The organism is Paenarthrobacter sp. TE3676, assembly GCF_056279165.1.
Map to the genome: position 1 here is coordinate 157,855 of NZ_JBWBQU010000007.1, position 19,249 is coordinate 177,103.

General features: G+C 59.7%; 12 protein-coding genes. 5 read left to right on the forward strand and 7 right to left on the reverse strand.

All coding sequences use genetic code 11. The annotated features are described in order from the left end of the window. Positions 1-466: 466 nt before the first annotated feature. A complete protein-coding gene (locus ACZ881_RS17275) occupies positions 467-1,048 on the reverse strand; it encodes a histidine phosphatase family protein (protein ID WP_091464242.1) in 582 nt (193 codons plus the stop codon). Then, positions 1,045-2,514 carry a CCA tRNA nucleotidyltransferase gene (locus tag ACZ881_RS17280; RefSeq protein ID WP_178994656.1) on the reverse strand — a complete coding sequence of 490 codons (1,470 nt, stop codon included), beginning with the start codon at positions 2,512-2,514 and terminating at the stop codon, positions 1,045-1,047. Before ACZ881_RS17280 ends, ACZ881_RS17275 begins: the two co-directional genes overlap by 4 nt. A 196-nt stretch (positions 2,515-2,710) precedes the next feature. Between ACZ881_RS17280 and ACZ881_RS17285 the strand changes: the two genes are divergently transcribed. The 5 genes from ACZ881_RS17285 (at position 2,711) to trxA (ending at position 8,642) form a co-directional block, all read left to right on the forward strand. Next, positions 2,711-3,214, forward strand: coding sequence for an NUDIX hydrolase (locus ACZ881_RS17285; protein WP_026005276.1), 504 nt, complete (start codon positions 2,711-2,713; stop codon positions 3,212-3,214). 26 nt (positions 3,215-3,240) lie between these two features. Beyond that, complete coding sequence (gene murJ, locus ACZ881_RS17290) at positions 3,241-5,259, forward strand: murein biosynthesis integral membrane protein MurJ (protein ID WP_476117293.1); 2,019 nt, start codon at positions 3,241-3,243, stop codon at positions 5,257-5,259. 139 nt (positions 5,260-5,398) lie between these two features. Then, the gene (locus tag ACZ881_RS17295; protein ID WP_178994660.1) at positions 5,399-7,096 is read left to right on the forward strand and encodes an ABC transporter substrate-binding protein; all 1,698 of its coding nucleotides are present in this window, start codon (positions 5,399-5,401) and stop codon (positions 7,094-7,096) included. A 228-nt stretch (positions 7,097-7,324) separates the two neighbouring features. Then, complete coding sequence (gene trxB, locus ACZ881_RS17300) at positions 7,325-8,281, forward strand: thioredoxin-disulfide reductase (RefSeq protein WP_476117295.1); 957 nt, start codon at positions 7,325-7,327, stop codon at positions 8,279-8,281. 34 nt (positions 8,282-8,315) lie between these two features. Next, complete coding sequence (gene trxA, locus ACZ881_RS17305) at positions 8,316-8,642, forward strand: thioredoxin (protein ID WP_014923339.1); 327 nt, start codon at positions 8,316-8,318, stop codon at positions 8,640-8,642. Between the two features lie 5,978 nt (positions 8,643-14,620). On the opposite strand, the gene ACZ881_RS17310 is transcribed toward trxA, so the two are convergent. From ACZ881_RS17310 to yidC, 5 genes are all read right to left on the reverse strand, one after another. After that, the gene (locus ACZ881_RS17310) at positions 14,621-15,832 is read right to left on the reverse strand and encodes a ParB/RepB/Spo0J family partition protein (protein WP_476117298.1); all 1,212 of its coding nucleotides are present in this window, start codon (positions 15,830-15,832) and stop codon (positions 14,621-14,623) included. A gap of 67 nt (positions 15,833-15,899) precedes the next feature. After that, positions 15,900-16,955: a ParA family protein gene (locus ACZ881_RS17315; protein ID WP_370628910.1), complete on the reverse strand. Its 1,056-nt coding sequence runs from the start codon at positions 16,953-16,955 to the stop codon at positions 15,900-15,902. A gap of 87 nt (positions 16,956-17,042) precedes the next feature. Continuing rightward, positions 17,043-17,693 carry a 16S rRNA (guanine(527)-N(7))-methyltransferase RsmG gene (rsmG, locus tag ACZ881_RS17320; RefSeq protein ID WP_090822133.1) on the reverse strand — a complete coding sequence of 217 codons (651 nt, stop codon included), beginning with the start codon at positions 17,691-17,693 and terminating at the stop codon, positions 17,043-17,045. Between the two features lie 6 nt (positions 17,694-17,699). Next, entirely contained in the window at positions 17,700-18,251 is a 552-nt protein-coding gene (locus tag ACZ881_RS17325; protein WP_476117300.1) for a Jag family protein, read from the reverse strand. Next, complete coding sequence (gene yidC / locus ACZ881_RS17330; protein ID WP_091464261.1) at positions 18,251-19,240, reverse strand: membrane protein insertase YidC; 990 nt, start codon at positions 19,238-19,240, stop codon at positions 18,251-18,253. Before yidC ends, ACZ881_RS17325 begins: the two co-directional genes overlap by 1 nt. Positions 19,241-19,249: the final 9 nt, after the last annotated feature.

The window sequence follows — 19,249 nt, forward strand, 5'->3', positions numbered from 1 at the left end:
CCCGAATCGCCGTGCAATAGCGCGTGCTTCCAGCAGTCGACCCAACAAGAAGCTGGTTCCGAACTATGGGGAAACTGCGCACCCGCGGCATGCTGCGTGGGTCCGCGCCTACAACTGACTACTCAGCCATCCAAAGAGAGGAGGCCGTCAGGAACACCGCCGGCAAACAAGCCGGTCCGGTGGTTCAGGAGTGGGTCAGAGAGCAAAAATGGCGTCGATCATCAGCAGAGGCCGGGGTAGCAGTGACGGTCAACTTCCGTCCGCTAGTCAAAGTAATCATTTTTCCCAACCTCCTTTTCTGGCTGATAAGCAGCCTGCTGTGGCATTGTCCCGGCTGACTGAACCAGGGAATGCGCGCCTTGTTCCGGGCGGGTCGCTCTGGGAACAAGATATAAGCTACCTCATGAAGAAGGAGTTTGACCAGCGAAATTAGCTAATTCGCTAAAACTTTTTCTAAATTCTTGTTTTAGAGGCCCCAACGCACAATTGCGGGCGTCCGCTTATCCCAACCAAGGGTGCAGACCTTCGCCGTTCCCAGGATGAAGTGCCGGCCTTCGCGGGCATCCATTTCCAGCCAGCGGGCGGTGAGGATCCTGGAGAAATGACCGTGGGCCACTATCAGGACGTTGTCCATTCCGGATTCCAGGACGCGTCCAATGATCTTGTCGGCCCGTGCAGCAACTTCGTCCAGTGTTTCCCCGTTGGGCACGCCATCGGTCCAGATGAGGTAGTCGGGGTTGTCCTTGCGGATCAGGTCCGAGCTGATGCCTTCATAGTCGCCGTAGTTCCATTCGACGGCCAGCGGCTCATGGACAGCCTCCGGGTAGCCTGCAAGTTCTGCCGTCCGGCGTGCACGGCGAAGCGGTGAGGTCAGGACGAGGTCGAAGTCGATGCTTTCCAGGACCTTGCGGGCTTCAACAGCCTGCTGTTCACCCTCAACAGTGAGGGGAAGATCCGTCAGACCTGTGTACTGCCCGCTCTTGGACCATTCCGTCTCACCATGGCGAAGGATCCAGAGTTGCGGACGCGGGGAAGTCGCTGCGTTCATGAGGGCTCCTCAGTTTCGGTCAAAGGCTCGACGACGGCGGACTCGGGTTGCGCTTCCCACCAAGCCAAGAGTTTCTGCTCGGCTTCCTCGGGGGATAGTGGTCCGTGTTCCATCCGTTCTTCCAGAAGGAACTTATAAGCCCGCCCCACTACCGGGCCGGGCTTGAGTCCCAGGAGCGCCATGATCTGCGCCCCATCAAGGTCAGGCCGGACGGCCGCCAGTGATTCCTGTTCCAGAAGCGCCGCAATGCGATGCTCAAGGTCATCGTAGGCGAAGGACAGACGGTCGGCCTTGCGCTGGTTACGCGTAGTGACGTCGGAGCGGGTAAGCCGGTGCAGGCGTTCCAGGAGAGGACCTGCATCGGTGACGTAGCGACGTACAGCGGAATCGCTCCAGCCGGCATCGCCGTAACCGTAGAAACGCATGTGCAGTTCGACCAGGCGGGACACAGCTTTGATCGACTCGTTGTCGAAACGCAACGCTTTCATCCGTTTGGCTGTCAGCTTGGAACCAACAACGTCATGGTGGCGGAAGCTCACCGCGCCGCCCGGTTCAAAGCGGCGCGTAGCCGGCTTGCCGACGTCGTGCATCAACGCGGCGAACCGCAGCACAAAATCAGGGCCGGGCACGGGGCCGTCAGGTCCTGTTTCCAATGCGGCAGCCTGCTCAAGGACCTGCAGCGAGTGCTGGTACACGTCTTTATGCCGGTGGTGTTCATCGGCTTCGAGGCGCAGGGCGGAAACCTCAGGGAGCACGAACTCAGCGAGCCCCGTGTCCACCAGGAGGTCGATGCCTACCCGCGGGTGCGCTCCGTTGATGAGCTTGACCAGCTCTTCCCGGACGCGCTCTGCGGAGATGATCTTGATGCGGTCGGCCATCTGAGACATGGCGAGCCGGACGTCGTCGTGAACCGAGACGCCCAGTTGGGAGGCGAATCGGGCCGCGCGCATCATGCGCAGCGGATCGTCGGAGAAAGAGGCCTCGGGGGCGCCTGGCGTGGCGAGCTCGGACGCGTGAAGATCGCGGACGCCGCCGAACGGATCCACGAGTTCCAGGCTTGGCAGCCGCAGCGCCATGGCGTTGATGGTGAAGTCGCGGCGCAGCAGGTCGTCGGTCAAGGAGTTGCCGAACGCCACCACCGGCTTTCGCGAATCGGGGTCGTAAGCCTCCGCGCGATACGTGGTGACTTCGATCTGGAAGCCATTCTTCTTCATACCGATGGTGCCGAAGGCGCGCCCGATTTCCCAGAAGTTGTCCGCCCACTTCTTGATGACGGAGATGGTCTGGTCCGGCGTGGCGTCGGTGGTGAAGTCGAGGTCCGGGGATGTCCTCCCCAGGAAGAGATCGCGCACGGGTCCACCGACCAAGGACAACTCGAAGCCGGCATCGACAAAGCGCTGCCCGAGGTCGAGCACCACCGGATCGATGGTGAAGTTAACAGAAGAGCTGTCCAATACGTGCGCCATAGTTCCTTAAGCTTGGCAGATTTTTGCTCTGCAGTGGGCCACTGCTCCATGCGAAATCAGGCATGCGTCCGCGGAGCATCTCCTGCAGTCCATCTTGTGGCCATGTCCCGGTCATCACTCGAGGGCAAGAGTCGTTAGAGTGGACCTCATGGCCAACCCGATCCCGAGCGCTCCTGGCAGGAGGACAAACGCACCGTTGCCGTCGGCAATCGGTGCACATGTCGCGCCCGCCCAGCAGCATCCGGTGCAGGCCTCGCTTCCCACTGTGGAGGAAGTGTCAGCCGGTGGCGTTGTAGTAGACACGTCCGACGGCGAACTCCGGGTTGCAATTATCGCCCGCCTTAATAGGGGTGGCCGGCTTGAGTGGTGCCTACCGAAGGGCCATCCCGAAGGTCGCGAGAACAACGAGGAAGCTGCCGTACGTGAGATCGCCGAGGAAACCGGCATCGAAGGCAGCATCCTGGCGCCCCTCGGCAGCATCGACTACTGGTTCACCGTGAGCGGCCACCGCGTCCACAAGACCGTGCACCATTTTCTGCTCCGGGCCACGGGCGGCGAGCTGACCATCGAGAATGATCCGGACCAGGAGGCCGTTGACGCCGCATGGGTTCCCATCCAGGAACTGGCCCGGAAATTGTCCTTCCCGAATGAACGCCGCATCGCCGATTTGGCACGGGAAGTGCTGCCCGAACACCTCTGACCCGGGTACATGGGACGATAAAGGCGATGTCTGAAGCCAAAACAACCCAGTCCGTTCAATCCGGAGAAGCACGTTCCAGCGCCATCATGGCAGCAGGAACGCTGGTTTCCCGGTTCCTTGGCTTCGCCAAAACGTGGATGCTCGGTGCCGCCCTCGGCCTGGGCTCCACGATCAATGACACGTTCATTAACGCGAACAACCTGCCGAACCTGATCTTCCTGTTGGTAGCAGGCGGCGTGTTCAATGCCGTCCTGGTCCCTCAGATCATCAAGGCCAGCAAGGCCCCGGACCGCGGCGCGGACTACATCAGCCGGTTGCTGACACTCGCAGTCCTGGTGCTGCTGGCGCTGACGGCGCTGGTAACACTTGCGGCACCCCTGGTCATCGACCTCACCACCCAGGGCTATTCCGAGCAACAGAAGGCGTTGGCGGTCACCTTCGCTTTCTGGTGCCTGCCCCAGATCTTCTTCTACGGGCTCTACGCCCTCCTCACGCAGGTGCTGAACGCCCACGGAGCGTTCGGCCCCGCCATGTGGGCTCCCATCCTCAACAACCTGGTGGCCATCGCCGGCCTGGGGATGTTCATATGGATTCTTGGCGAGAACGTCTACAACCCCCACACTTTGGACAATTGGGGACCCACCCAGACACTCCTGATTGCCGGTTTCTCCACTTTCGGTGTGGTGGCGCAGACTGCCATCCTGCTGATCCCGGTCTTACGTTTGCGCCTTGGCCTCCGGCCTCGCTTTGGCTGGCGCGGAGTTGGACTCGGCCAGGCAGCAAAGCTGAGTGTGTGGACGCTGGCGACTGCCGCCGTCGGGCAGTTGGCGTTCCTTTACGTCATGAGGATCGCCACGATTCCCGGTGCCGAGCGCCTCCGTTTGGACAACGCCGGGGACAAAGCCGCTGCGGCCGTCCTCCCAGGTAACGCCGTCCTGGAAGTCGCCAGCCAGCTGTACCTGCTGCCGCACTCGATCATCGCGTTGTCCTTGGCTACCGTCCTCTTCAACCGCATGACGCGCGCGTCGCAGGACGGCAACAAAGCCGAACTGCGTGACGCCCTGTCCCACGGTCTCCGCACCATGGCCGTCGCTACGGTTTTCGGTGCCCTGGCGCTGTTCGCGCTGGCCGGCCCCCTGGGCATGTTCTTCTCCGGCGGCGAACCGCAGGACGGCGTCATGCTGGCCCAAACGCTCACCATCCTCGCCCTGAGCACGCCGTTCCTGAGTGCGAACTTCATGATGTCCCGTGTGTTCTACGCCAACGAGGATGCCCGTACGCCGCTGTACGTCCAGTTGTGGCTCGCCGTGATCTACGTGGTGGGCGCGTTTTTCATCCAGTTCCTCCCCGTCGGCCAGATCATCTACGCGATCGCCATCCTTTACACACTGGGCAACATCCTCTCTGTGGTGATCAGCGTGGTGTTCCTTCGCCGCTTGCTGGGTCACCTGGACGGTCCCCGCATAGCCAATTCGTACATTCGCATGGGTTACGCGGGCCTGGGATCTGCGGTAGCCGGCGCTGGGGCCTTGTGGCTTTTGGGCAGCTACCGCGCCGACGGCTTCGCGTGGAGCAGCCGACCGGCCGCCTTGGTGACGGTCGTCGTCGTCGGGCCCGTCATGCTGCTCGCCTACCTGGTCCTCCTGCGCGTCTTCCACGTCACCGAACTGCGCGACCTCCTGCGTCCGCTCATGGGCCGTCTGGGCCGAGGAGTACCCGCACCTGTCACCGGTGCAGCACCGGAACCCACGACGCCGGCACGCGCCACGGTCTCGGACGATACAGGTTTGATCCCGCGCATCTCCGGCGAGTTCGATGCTGCCTCCTTCAGGGCCGGGCCTGCGCTCGCTCCACAGCGGGCTGCCGAACCCGCCGCCGGAATCTCACCTGACGCACCCAAGAACTACCTGCCGGAGGAAGACACGCCCGGCACGGCTCGCGGCGGCAGGTTCCGTCCGCAGGTCCCCTTGCCGGGTCGGCGGACATACCAAGGCGACGCAGGACAGAATCCGTACTTCCCCACTAAGCGCAACCACAGGAAGTAAGCCGGTGGCGCCAACATGGGCGGCGGGCGTCAATCCGCTAGGCTAGAAACGAATATAGGTAGTTGCAAAAGCGGTTCAACCGGCTCGCCGGGGGAGCCATGTGCAGGACCGCAGCTGCCGGACAGCCTAGGAGGAACACGTGTCCCACCCGATCGACGTCGGATCAGTACTTGGCGGCCGCTACAAGGTCACGGCCAATGTATTGACCTCGCATGACCAAGATCAGGTGCTCGACGGCGTGGACCAAGTCCTCAACCGTCCCGTGAGCATCCTCGTTGCCGGTCCCGGAAATGCCGAGCAGGTTGCTCAGAGCGCCCGCGAAGTAGCCACTGGGGAGAGGCCGGGCCACGTTCAGATCCTGGACTTGGGCATCAGTGAAAACACCACGTACCTGATCACCAACCACAGCACCGCCCCCGATCTGTTGGACCTTGTGGTGGCCACCAACCCGCCGTACATCGAGCCTTTCTTCACCGAAACGCTCGGAAGCGAGATCTTCGGCCAGCCGCGAACCTATGAGCCTGAAACTTACGATGGCCTGTACGAGGATGACGAGCACGACGCCGAGTACATCCAGTACGACGAAAACGGCTACCCCATCCCGTCAGAGTCCAACGATGAGCCTGACTCGGTGCCTGCTGCCCCAGCACGCACCGCGCCTCACGTACCGCCTATGCCTTCGTCCAGCCCCTCTTCACCGAAGAGCGGTATCGCGGGGAAGCTGGCTGCGGCCGCTGCCGGCGCCGGAGCAGCGGGTGTTGCTGCCGCTGCAGCCCTGAAGCATGCGGGTTCCAAGAACAACGACGCCGGAGCTGCCGCTACTGGTTCTGCCGACGCTGGCGCTGCCTCTGCCGGCCCTGGTTCCAGGGGCGGAGCGTCGCCTGCTGTTGCATCGCAGCCGCCCACCCAGGCTGTTTCATCGCAGCCCGTTTCGACTTCGCCCGTCTCGTCGCCGCCAACCAGCCACGGGCCGGCCAGCAGCGAGTCTGCTGCGGAGCCAAAGGTTTCCCTGTGGTCCGAAGAGGACTACGGCTTTAGCGGCTCAGGCGCCGCTGCAGCTGCTGGTGGTTCCGGTGTAGCAAGCCGAGGGACCGACTCCGGCTACGATCGCGCGCCAAGCAGCTTCCCGGCGTCGTCAGCTGTTACGGACGATTACGAGGACGAGGAAGTTTACGAAGACGAGGCTCCTGAGAAGGAACCGCGTTCCCTGCGCTGGCTGGTAGGCGGCCTTCTCGCAGCTGTCTTGGTGGTCGGACTCGTGCTTGCGGTGACCAATCTGGGTAGCCTCCTGCCCAGTGGTGCACCTGCCGCGACGCAAAGCACGCCGGCCCCTCAATCTTCCGCCGCGGAAACCGAGGAGCCCGCGCCCACAGAAGCTCCGGCCCCGGCCACACCACCGGAAATTGAAGGCATCACGCGCCTCGGCGACTTCCCCTTCGCCGCCACCTATGACAAGGACCTTGCCAGGGCCTTTGACGGTAACGCTGCCAGCTACTGGTCGGACATGGAATTCGCCTCTGCAAACTGGGGTGGGCTCTTCGAAGACATGCCCCTTGTGGTTAAGCTCAAGGAACCCACCGAGGTCAAGTCGGTAGTGCTCAACCAGTTGGGTGGCTCCGGCGGTAGCATCAGCGTCTACACCAACGATCGTCCTGCGATGGACGGCGCAAAACTCGTGGGCACCAACAGCTTCACGTCCCCGGAACTGACCATGCCGCTTGCAGCACCGGCGCAGACCCAGTACGTCATCGTAGTCATCAGCGCACTCCCGAAGCTGGCTGCACCGAAGACGCGATTCGGATTCGGACTGCGCCTGGCCGAGGTCACGGTCCAGTAGCCAAACCCAACTAGGTAACAGTAGAGGCCGTTTGACTCGTCGGAACGGCCTCTACTGCTACCTACATTGGCGTCACCGCTTAGATTCGGCATGCCTGCAGACGGTACCCTGAATGATGGTGGCTTTTAGGGTCCCCAACTCCAACGGAATATTTGGAAAGCAACAGGGGTTGAGTCAGGTGGCTGCCCCGAAAGCCGCAGCATCGACTAAGGAAGAGGTTCACGCCACGTGAGCATTGCAGAAAACAGCGCATCGCAGGTGCGTGACGTCATCATCGTAGGTTCAGGCCCTGCCGGCTACACCGCCGCCGTTTACACCGCCCGCGCCAACATGAAGCCTCTGCTCATTGCCGGTTCCGTCACAGCTGGTGGCGAACTGATGAACACCACGGACGTGGAAAACTACCCGGGTTTCCCGGAGGGCATCATGGGCCCGGACCTGATGGAGAACTTCGAAAAGCAGGCCGCTCGTTTCGGCACCGAGATCCAGTTCGAGGATGTCACCGAGCTGGACCTCGACGGCGACATCAAGACTGTGACCATCGGAACGGGGGAGACCTTCCAGGCGAAGGCCATCATCCTGTCCACAGGTTCGGCATACCGCGAGCTCGGCCTGGCCAACGAAAAGCGCCTTTCCGGCCACGGAGTTAGCTGGTGTGCAACCTGTGACGGCTTCTTCTTCAAGGATCAGGACATCGCCGTTATCGGTGGTGGCGACTCCGCCATGGAGGAAGCACTGTTCCTCACCAAGTTCGCGAAGTCCGTTACCGTCGTCCACCGCCGCGATACCCTCAAGGCTTCAAAGATCATGGGTGACCGTGCCCAGGCTCACGAGAAGATCAACTTTGTCTGGAACACCGCTGTTGAAGATGTTCTCGGTGAAGACAAGGTCACCGGCCTGAAGCTGAAGAATCTGGTGGACGGCATCGAGTCCGAGCTCGCCGTCACCGGCGTGTTTGTGGCCATCGGCAACGACCCCCGCACGGATCTCATCAAGGGCAAGGTCGATCTGACCCCCGAGGGAACCATCGCCGTAGAAGGCCGTAGCTCCCGGACCAACATCAAGGGTGTCTTCGCCGCGGGCGATGTCATCGACCCCACGTACCGCCAGGCCATCACGGCTTCGGGCTCCGGTTGTGTGGCTGCCCTTGACGTAGAGCACTACCTCGCAGACCTGCACTCCTAGACTGCATCCAAGCAACCATACGAAGGGAAAAGTTATGAGCAACGCAAAGGACGTAACTGACGCAAGCTTCAGCACGGATGTTTTGGCTTCCGAGAAGCCGGTCATCGTGGACTTCTGGGCAGAGTGGTGCGGCCCGTGCCGCAAGCTCGGTCCCATCCTCGACGAGATCTCCGTTGAGTACAGCGAGAAGGTTGACGTAGTAAAGCTCAACGTCGACGACAACCCCGCGATCGCCGCCGAATATGGCATCACGTCCATTCCGGCCGTCTACCTGTTCAGTGGGGGAGAAGTGAAGAGCACTGTCATCGGTGCCAAGCCGAAGCAGTTCTTCGAAAAGGAATTTGCAGACGTCCTGTCCTAGGCTTGACTTCTGATCTAATCCGTAAAAAACCGGCGGTTGCTACTCCCGAGGGAGAGGGAACCGCCGGTTTCTTGCTGCTCAGAATGACATAAACCAGAATAGGTCGCTTACACAACTTTCTTGCTCTGGGCAGGCTCACACCTTCTCATAATTGGTCATTTCACTTCTGCCTACCTGGGGTAAGGAGAAGTCAGCTCAACACACCCCTTGAGATCTTCCGGTCGCGTGTTTCTCATTCCTGGCCCGAGCAGATTGACTTCTCCCAGTAGGAGCTGCGCCGCTGAGGATCACTCTCCCGGAATCTCCCCTCGTCTACTCCGGATCCTCCGAGTCCTAGCCTCGGGCCACCGCTGCTAGCTAATTGGGCTAGTGGGCGGTATTGGCTTCCACTCAACTTCGCGCTGCTCGAAGAAATAGTTACAACCTGGCCTGTTCGAAAGTTCTATAGGAGCTCCCCTACCGCCCGTCGGGGAATGAGTTTGGTAATGACACGGGGCGCTACCGCGTGAGTAGTCTCAATCCGTCGCATCTCCAGCGAACCAGTATCGACGACATGAGGGATCTTTGACGTGGGGTAAAGACGCTGGTCCGTACGGCAAGTCTTGTTTCACGTGAAACAGCGCGTTCGCGTTCACGGTGTCTGCTCGTTGTGTCACCCATCTTTGCCAGTTTCACGTGAAACGTCCTCGTCCGCACCGCTGCGACTGAGTTTATGGCTCGACGTACCAGCTAAATCAGCAGAAAAGCTGTTAAGCGCACCACAGCGACAATTGGGAGGCAATCCATTGCGCGCTTCTGTTGGCACGGAAAGTTTCCGTGCGCGTGGTTGGGACGTCCTTTGGCTGCGCCATGACCGGACGGCGGGGATCGCACGAACTACGCGGGAAGTCCGCTCAACTGGGACAATTTAGACTTGGGCTGAGTGATGTCACTGTCAAAGTCTGGTTTCGTTGCAGTTCCCTATGCCGCGATAACAACCTTTGGAAGGTTGTGGTGTCATCCAACTTCAATCCATTTCCCTCGAAATCGAATCATCCGCCGACCCTATAAGGCCAAGGGCCTAGTCAGGACTGTGCAAGCTCCGCTGCGGTGCACCGCCTCCTACGGCGCCTCCAGGCGACCCCGATAGCCATCAGACGCGCTCTTTGGACGACGACAGCCCTCGGGGGGGGTCCTGGCACCGCTACACGACGAGGACCCGCGGAATGCCGCTTCCTGCCGATAGACAGCCACACTATGGTCCAGTCATCTTCCCCATGGTCTCCGTCGGTTGGGTCTCCATGGCAACTTCTGGCATTGCCAGTTGCTCTAATCCGCTACAGACAGGCCACGTCTCATCAAGAAGGAGCGCACCTAGGCCGAATTAGCTACTCAAACACCAGCCAGCCCAGGTGCGCGCGCGGAAAAACAGTGTCGAATCAAGTCGACGCTCCCAGACGTCACCCCAAGAACAGGTCAGCGCACTCCAGCGCCCCCGTCTGATTGCATCCACGCGCAGCACCGCCCCACGCCGCTCGCCACCACCTAGCGTTTAGTGGGGGACAGCTGGCGCTCCTTCTGCAGCAGAACCGCATTCCGCCGGCGTACAGCCCTGCCGCGTCGGATTAGTGTGCAGGGAGTTCATTGGAGATCCTCTTGCCTAGTCCTTAGTTCCGACAGAGTCCCGTAACTCCCGGGAGGGGGCAGCGAAGGACTCAATTGAAGCTAAGCACAAGAAGTTCTCTTCCTGCCTCGTGATCTGAGCACGTCGGCAGTGATACTTGCCAGCATATACCGCGGGCACCTAGGGACGTGCGACCGGCCCCTGGCTCAAGCAAGCGGTGTTTCACGTGAAACAGGACATGGCTTGTCGGGCTTTTCGCACTATTTGTCGTTTCCCTACTAATCAATAGAGCACCAGCTGTTGGCTCGCAAGGATCAAGGATGGTCAGGCCCCCGTAGCATCCGTTGAGTCATCTCGCTCCGTAGTGGCCAGGAAGATGAGCCGCCCTGAAGTTCGCTGCGCCGGGCCACAGCGATGGAATGGCGTCACTATGGGTGAGTTCATAGCTCGCAGCCAGCACGCAGGCCGCCCACGAGCGCGTCCCGTGCAGAGTCATCTCCGCCCCGCACCGTAGTGGCTCGCCCCGATGCAGAAGGAGACATCCATCGAGGCCTCGTGTGGCAACCACCATGCAAGCAGGACTGTCATTGGTGCTATGCCAACTATCGCTTCGGGCGCCTCAGCATGGAATGTTTCGTATATCTCCACTCCACTGAACACGAAAGGCCATTGCCGACTGCGGCCAGCATACGTTGGCGGCACGCAAGCCCCCCGCCACATCGATGCTGAGCGGCTAGAGCCTGACGCAACCAGATCACCTCTGAAGGCACCGTCCACGCTATTCAGGGTTCTGGACCACCAGATGCCCCACCGGAGCCTTGGCGCTCCCTGGGCCACCTTTCGCTGTTTCACGTGAAACAACGAAGAAGAATGCGGACCGTTTCACGTGAAACAGTGTGGGGTTCGAGTCGTCGCGCGTGATTGCAGGTGGAGTCGCAAAGAGGGAAGTCTCATAATGACTGACATGAACGACGCCGGTTGCCAAAGCCTGACCGATACAAGAGTCGATGCTACTAGATTCTTTGGGCCCGGGGAGACAATGGGCGCGGTCAACTGCGTCTTGTCAGGGGACCGTGGCGCATGAGATGGAACTTGCTGCTTGCATACGATCGACCACTTAGTTCGGGCACCCCTGCGCACAGGCCTGTAGACGTCGGATGAATATGCCGAGCTGAATACCGTTCTCCCATTGAATGTCATGGAGCGTGGCGCAGGCACAGGAGACGAAGCTCCGCGTGAGCATGTCCTATTCAAGTGACGATCGCAACTCAACCCACCTTCCGCAGGGAGGGAGGTCATAAGCTCTCGTGGTCCATGCAGGAGAAGTGCAATCAAGTGCTTCCTGCAGCAAGAGCAGCCAGGGGGCGCTTAGGAGTTAGGCGGCGACAGCGGTAATTATCCACCGACTTATGCACAATGTTATCCACAGGCTTATCCACCGCTCATGACACTGCCCACATCTGACTTACAAGTGGATATCGCAGTCGCAGATTCGTGGATTAGGTGAAGACCGTGGTGACCCTAGGAGCAGATACTGGGGTTGGCCAATCTAGAAGCGCCCATCTCGGGTCTCAACCAGCTAAATCAATGCAAATTGGGCTCACTGGACAAAATCGAGCGCGCTAGGTGCGCAGACCGTTCACACTCACGACATATCGAGTCTCTCACGATCAATAGGCCCCTCCGCTGGATCCCCGGACCTGCAGGAGGACGCGGGCGGTCGATGCGAATCCATTGAGAATCCACAGAGTTATCCCCAACGTTTTCCACATGGTTATCCACCAGCTTATCCACCGTAGCCTCCCGACCTCCGAGGGCACCCGCGCTGCCTCGAACAGAACCCAGAGAGCGCCGTTTCACGTGAAACAAGACAGCGGCACCTATGTGTGTTGCGGGGGCTTCCGGCTCCGCGTGTCAGGCTCTAACAATAGGCTCTGCTTCCGGCCGGAGGCTCTGGACTTGGATAGTGGTGAACGAGCCTCTCAGGCTATAAAGTCAGTTCTCCAACATCTGACCAATCGTGTGCTTCATCACTGTGACCAGCAGTGTTTTTACATAAGCTGCACAGATCCAACTGCGTCAACATCCCGGCCCTTTGTAACGGGTGCAGGGAACGCGGTAAGGGACTATCCCTAGTGTCATAGCGTTGCTTGACCCGCGATGGGTCCAAGCTAGGTCGTGCCGCCCCAGGTGAGCGTTAGACATCATTTCCCATGTTTCCCCAGGATCTCGACAGGCTTAGATTCGGGCCTCACTGTCCGTGCCGACATCCGGAGTGCCCTGCACCTCTTCGACGGAACTACGAAGACCAATCCACGCCGAAGAGGACCTTTCACCCGCAGGCGTGCCCAGCCGCCATCCAGGAGCCCAATACCCCCTTGAGCTGCCGGTGGGGAAGGCCCCGCTGTCTAATGCGGCAGGGGGCGCACCCACTCCTGAAGTCGGACAGACCGTTCCAATGAAGGTAAAGTCCTAGGTAGGTGTAGGAAAACGGCTCAGCGGAAGTAGATTCTCCGCTGCTGGAAAGCATTGGCAGACTGCTCTTCCGCTGCCAGCCCTCGGCAACCTGCCCGCCCCACAGCATCTCCGAGGACGAGCCCGAGAAGGGGGTCCGGGCGAGACATGGCGTCCTCGGCCATGTAATCCCCCCGAACCCTTCCTGAACGATTCTCGGCTGCCTGTACGGCCCTTAAGCGTCTCGGTACGCTGCAAGCCCGGCAGCAAGGCGTTCTTCCCAGAACGACTCACCCATTGGGGAATGTGCGCATTGAACCGAAGGTCCATCGGAAGGGCAGGCACAAGGCGATGGGTGCGCGCCGACATGGGACCGGTTCGGGGTCCTACGCATATGACGCGTTTGGCGCCCACATTCCAAGGAACTCGACACGAGGCGGAAGTCATCCTGTCCTTGGCGAGGTGAACACGAATGTTGCCGCCTCCACGGCCGGGTACCTGCCAGGCATCGCACGTCAGCGAATGGGGACTTTCTGGGCGCGCTGCGCAGAAGCCACCCTCAGGCTTCGCAATGGCGAGGCGGCAACTGCTGCGTCGCCTGGCTGTTACATGAACGCATCCGACGTGCGCATTGGTTTTTCAGCTCTAGCCGAAGCAATGTGGAGAAAGGTCGAGTAACAGAGCACTGTTTCACGTGAAACGGTCGCAGAATAAGCACTTTGCGTTCCGATATCAGGAGAATTCACACTGCCGGCTGCGTCAAAGACCGTAGCAGGACCACCCACGCATGTGCCGCTCGTGCATGACCGAAGCTACCCAGGTCGTGGCGCACACTCCTGCCGTCTAACAGCTGCGTTTCACGTGAAACATGACAAATCCCAGAGGGCGCCGTGACTTCGAATGCTAGTCGCCCGCCTCAGCACAATACCAACGCTGGTTCGCTAGGGGATGCCCGCCCCAATTATCGCGGATCTCTGCGTGGAAGGTATCACCCCGCATATAACTTCAAATCACATCGAGCGACGAAGGAACCATCACTCAGCCATCCCTCTGTTGTCGAAGGGAACCAGTGCAAATCTTTATAGAATCAAGGGCATCAGTCATTGCCCGCATCCTGTGTCTTGTCTCTGAACACGGGACCCGGAAATCTGCGAACTATGCCCTGACTGCTATCTGATACCGATCTCACGGCTATAAAGGATCACATAAACAGCAAATTTCCTGGAATATGCCCGAAGACCGCGCAAGGACCCGACCGAAGCAGGCCAAACGCATTGGGGACTACCAGACCGCACGTTTCACGTGAAACTCGCGGTCTTATGGACACCGTTATTCTTACAATCTCGAAGATTCGTCTCCAGCTACGTCGTTCGATTTGTCCTGGCAGCGTACTCGCACGCGGCCCAGTGTCCGTGGCTACCCGAAGCCGATGGAACCACTTATTCGCCGTGCATCGAGACGACGACCCAACTCCCGAATGCGCGAATAGGGACCTCAACCTTTCCACCACACTAGTTTTGCCACTGAGGCAGATGCAGAACGGCAGTGGGGCACGGATCTCCCGTGCTGCCCGGATCGGATGGGAAGACCGGAGTATTGCTGGCGAAACCTCGCAAATGTGGAGAGAAGTCAGCGTACCAACTCCAAGCTAGGGCCACTCGGGGGAAATTCGTGACAGTGTTGACCTGGTTGTCCAATTGCATCCTCGGTCGACCAAGCGGCAACACGTCTATACACGGAAATTAGGCACTCGTTCGGCTCAGCTCCCGCACTGCATCAAGCAGACAACGTGGTTTCACGTGAAACACGGAACCTAACGGAAGTCGGCAGGATTTTGACGAGAACCGTGCATGACTTGATGAGCTTAACAGCAAATGGGACCCACATGGCATATGTGAGCCCCATTCATCGATAGTTGTATTTAGTCCTCTGCGCCAGGGCCCAAGACATCCATAATGCGGTTGAGATCCTCAACGCTGGCGAACTCAATGCTGACGCGTCCCTTGCGTGCACCCAAAGTGATTTTCACGTTTGTGTCCAAACGGTCCGAGAGAGATGAAGCGAGGTAGTCCAACCGCTCGTGCCGGGCGTTGGGCTTCGGGATGCTGCTCTTAGCCGGCGTAGTGGGATCCTGGTAGAGAGCAACTGATTCTTCGGTGGCACGGACGGACATACCCTCGGCCACGATCTTCTGCGCCATTCGTTCCATAGCCGCAGCATCGGGGAGTGCAAGCAAGGCCCGAGCATGCCCGGCGGACAAGACACCCGCGGCTACTCGGCGTTGAACCAATGGTGGAAGCTTAAGCAGTCGCAGCGTGTTGGATACCTGCGGACGGGACCGACCGATCCTGTCTGCGAGCTGTTCGTGCGTGGTGCCGAAATCCTCCAGGAGCTGCTGGTACGCTGCTGCTTCTTCCAGCGGATTCAGCTGGCTCCGATGCAGGTTTTCCAGAAGGGCATCACGGAGAAGGTCATCGTCGGTGGTATCACGGACAATCGCAGGGATCGTTTCGAGTCCCGCGGCTTGCACTGCACGCCAGCGACGTTCACCCATGACCAATTCATACGGTTCTCCACCCTTTTCGGTTGAAGTACGTACGACAATTGGCTGGAGGACCCCGATTTCCCGCACGGAGTGCACCAGCTCGGCCATGTCGTCTTCATCGAAGACCGAACGAGGCTGCTTGCGGTTAGGGTGGATGTCCCCGACGGGGATCTCAGCAAACCGCGCTCCAGGGACTTCCACCAGCTCCACGTCGGCTGCGGAACTCGAGGATGCAGCGGCAGGCGCAGCGGCCGCCGTCGTACCTGCTACGTCTGAACCTGGCTTGCCAGCGGCGGCAGCACGCGAAGCGGAGGGTTTCGATGCCGACCTTGCCGACGTCGATGTCTTTGTGCTCGAGGACTTCGTTGCCGAGGCCTTGGAAGGCGATTTTGCAGGAGACGGTTTTGGATCAACAGCATCCGATTGCTCAAGCGCGGGTTCTACCGTCGCAGGCTCCTCGGCTTTCCGGGCCTCGGGAAAAAATAGATCCACGGGCCGGGACGGTGCGGTACCGTTTCCTTGGGCCGCGGCCGAGCTAGGAATGAGAGCCCCAAGACCCCTGCCGAGGCCCCTTCGCTTTTCGCTCATTGATTCATCCCTCCGATGGAATAGCCGAGCACGGACCGGCCCAAGCTGTTGCAGTGTTTCAAGAATTCTAGCGTTCAGCTATTTCGGCGGCGGCTTCCATGTAGGAAAGTGCGCCGCTCGAAGAAGGATCGTACGTCATGACCGTCTGCTGATAGCTCGGAGCTTCAGAGATGCGTACCGACCGAGGAACTACAGCACCCAGAACCTGTTCGGGGAAGTGTTGGCGTACTTCGGATGCAACCTGCGCAGCCAAGTTCGTGCGGCCATCGTACATGGTCAAGAGAATGGTGGAGACAACGAGGTCTGCATTCAGGTGTTTCTGGATCATCTCGATGTTCTTGAGCAATTGGCTCAGGCCTTCCAGGGCGTAATACTCGCACTGGATGGGAATCAGCACCTCGCTGGCGGCGCAGAACGCGTTCACTGTCAGCAGCCCCAGGCTGGGAGGGCAGTCGATGAAGATGAAGTCCAGCCGGCCCTCGCCAGTGTTCTCCCGCTCCTTGGCGTAAACGTCAATGGCACGGCGAAGTCGCTGCTCACGGGCAACAAGTGAAACAAGCTCAATCTCGGCGCCGGCCAAGTGAATGGTGGCGGGCGCGCAGATCAGGTTGGGTATGTCAGGGCACGGAGCTACAACATCCTTGAGCGGAAGATCGTTGATGAGCACATCGTAGATGCTGTCTACGTCAGCGTGGTGCTCAATACCCAAAGCTGTAGAGGCGTTGCCCTGGGGGTCGATGTCGATCACCAACACGTTGAGACCGGCAGACGCCAAGGCGGCAGCAATGTTCACGGTAGTGGTGGTCTTGCCCACACCGCCCTTTTGATTGGAAACCGTGAAGATGCGGGTTTTGTCAGGCTTAGGCAGTTCACGGCCGATCAGCCGTTCGCGGCGTCGGGTTTCGTTAGCCAGCTGGCGGGCGATGGGACTGGAATCATCGATGGAATCCATGACGTTACGCACTCCATCTGAGACGGTTTCACGTGAAACGGCAGCGTTATCAACCGAATCAGTTCGCACTATTGCGGACTGGAGAGATGCAGAGGGTGTAGCCATGGCCCGCGCGGACCCCAAAGACATAAACGGGGGAATTCGCTGCGTGGAGGTTTCACTACTACCCACTGGTCACACTCTCACTCTCATTCGGCGCTTGCTGCCGTTCTCTAGCCTAACCGCTCGACCGCCGACACGCGGGAAACCGAGCGGGACCTACGCCGTCTTTCCGGGCTTGTTGACGATGATCCTCACCACGGTGGTGGGTTCCTCCAAAAGTTCCTGTCCACAAACCACAACTGACGTTTCCACGCCCCCAAGCTTGCGGATAACCTTCTTTGCCTTCTCGATCTCTTCCGCGGCGCTGCGTCCCTTGATGGCCACTACTTCGCCATGACCATTCAGGAGAGGGATGGTGAGACCAGCCAGATTAGTGAGGGCAGAAACAGCCCGTGCTGTAACGACGTCAGCATCCACCATTCCGACCGCGAGCTCAGCCCGGGTCCTCATGATGGTGACGTTGTCCAGGCCGAGGTCATCCACAACCTCCTGGAGCCAGATGACGCGTCGCTCCAGTGGCTCAATCAAGGTCAGCTCGAGATCAGGGCGGGCAATTGCCAAGCAAAGGCCCGGAAGGCCCGCGCCGGACCCGACGTCGGCAACATGGCTGTCCATGGCAATGGCGGACTCAATTACTGCACAGTTCAGGACGTGACGACTCCAAAGGCGCGGAATCTCACGGGGACCTATCAGCCCGCGTTCAGTACCTGACGTAGCCAGATGTTCCACGTAGCGCTTGGCAAGATCCAAGCGCTCCCCAAAGATTTTCTCTGCTGCTTCCAGTTCAGCTGCCGTGATTTCAACCATGAGCTGCTAGTCAGCCGAAACGACGATGTGGCGGCCAGCGCCTTCGCCCTCGGACTCGGAGACGAATCCGAGATCAGCAACGGCGTCGTGGACGATCTTGCGCTCATAAGCACTCATCGGCTCAAGGGCAACCGTGCCGCCATCAGCCTTGACCTTCGCCACAGCATCCTCGGCGATCTGCTGCAGTACGCCGGCGCGTTCCTTGCGGTATCCATTGATGTCCAGGACAAGACGTGAACGGCTTTCGGTGGCCGAAAGGACTGAAAGACGGGCCAGTTCCTGCAGGGCTTCCAGAACTTCTCCATCCCGCCCTACGAGGCTGTCCAGCGCTGCTGACTCTTCATCAGCACCGATGGAGATGTATGTGCGCCCGTTTCGGACCTCGATGTCGATGTCGCCGTCAATGTCGGCGATATCCAGGAGTTCTTCGAGGTAGTCGGCGGCGATGTCGCCTTCCTCTTCCAAACGGCTGGCCGTCTTGGACTGCGTCTCTTCCTGCGAGTCCTCTTGCTCTTCGGTCACAGCGGTCATTGCTTCTTCGGTGCTCTCGGCAGACATTACTTCTTCTTCCTGTTCTTACGTTGTGGCTGGACGCGCTGGGCCCTGATTTCGGCGGCTGCAGCAGCGGCAGCTTCGGCTTCAGCGGCAGCGTCCGCGGCGGCGTTCTTCTTTCCACCCAGCAGCGGGGGCAGGCCCTTGGCGGCACGGCGCTCTTCCAGCGCCTTGGCTGCGGGGGATCCCGGCGTAGGCATACGGCGGATAACGAAGAACTGCTGGCCCATGGTCCAGAGGTTGGTGGTGGTCCAGTAGATGAGGACACCGATCGGGAAGTTGATGCCACCGATACCGAACACGAGCGGCAGGATGTAGAGCATCATCTTCTGCTGGCGCATGAACGGGCTGGCCATGGCCTCTTCGGACATGTTCTTGGCCATGATCTGCTTCTGGGTGATGAACTGCGACGCCGTCATGGCGATGATCATGATGATGCTCAGAACCCAAACAGCCACAGCACTGTTGCCACCACTGGGGTCACCGTGAAGGAGCGAAGCGGACAGAGGCGCACCAAAGATGCTGGACGAATCGAACTGAACTACCTGCTCGTGACTCATGGCACCGACGCCCTGGCCCTGCTTGGCGTTAGTGGAGATGCCCGACAACACCTGGAACAGGGCGAAGAAGAACGGCATCTGGATCAGCATCGGCAAACAAGCCGAGAACGGGTTGGTGCCGTGCTTCTTGTACAGCGCCATCTGTTCCTGCGCCATGGCCTGGCGGGACAGCTGATCGGTCTTGCCCTTGTACTTGGTCTGAAGTTTCTTCAGGTCCGGCTGCAGCAGCTGCATGCCGCGCTGCGCTTTGATCTGCTTGACGAATACAGGAATCAGGGCGGCACGGATCACCAACACGAGGCCAATGATGGACAAAGTCCACGTCCAGCCGTTCGCGGCGGGCAGCCCAATGAAGCTCAGTCCCTCGTGGAAGCCAACCATGATGATTGACACCAGCCACTTGAACGGAAACATGATTGTTTCAAAGAAGTCCATACGATATCC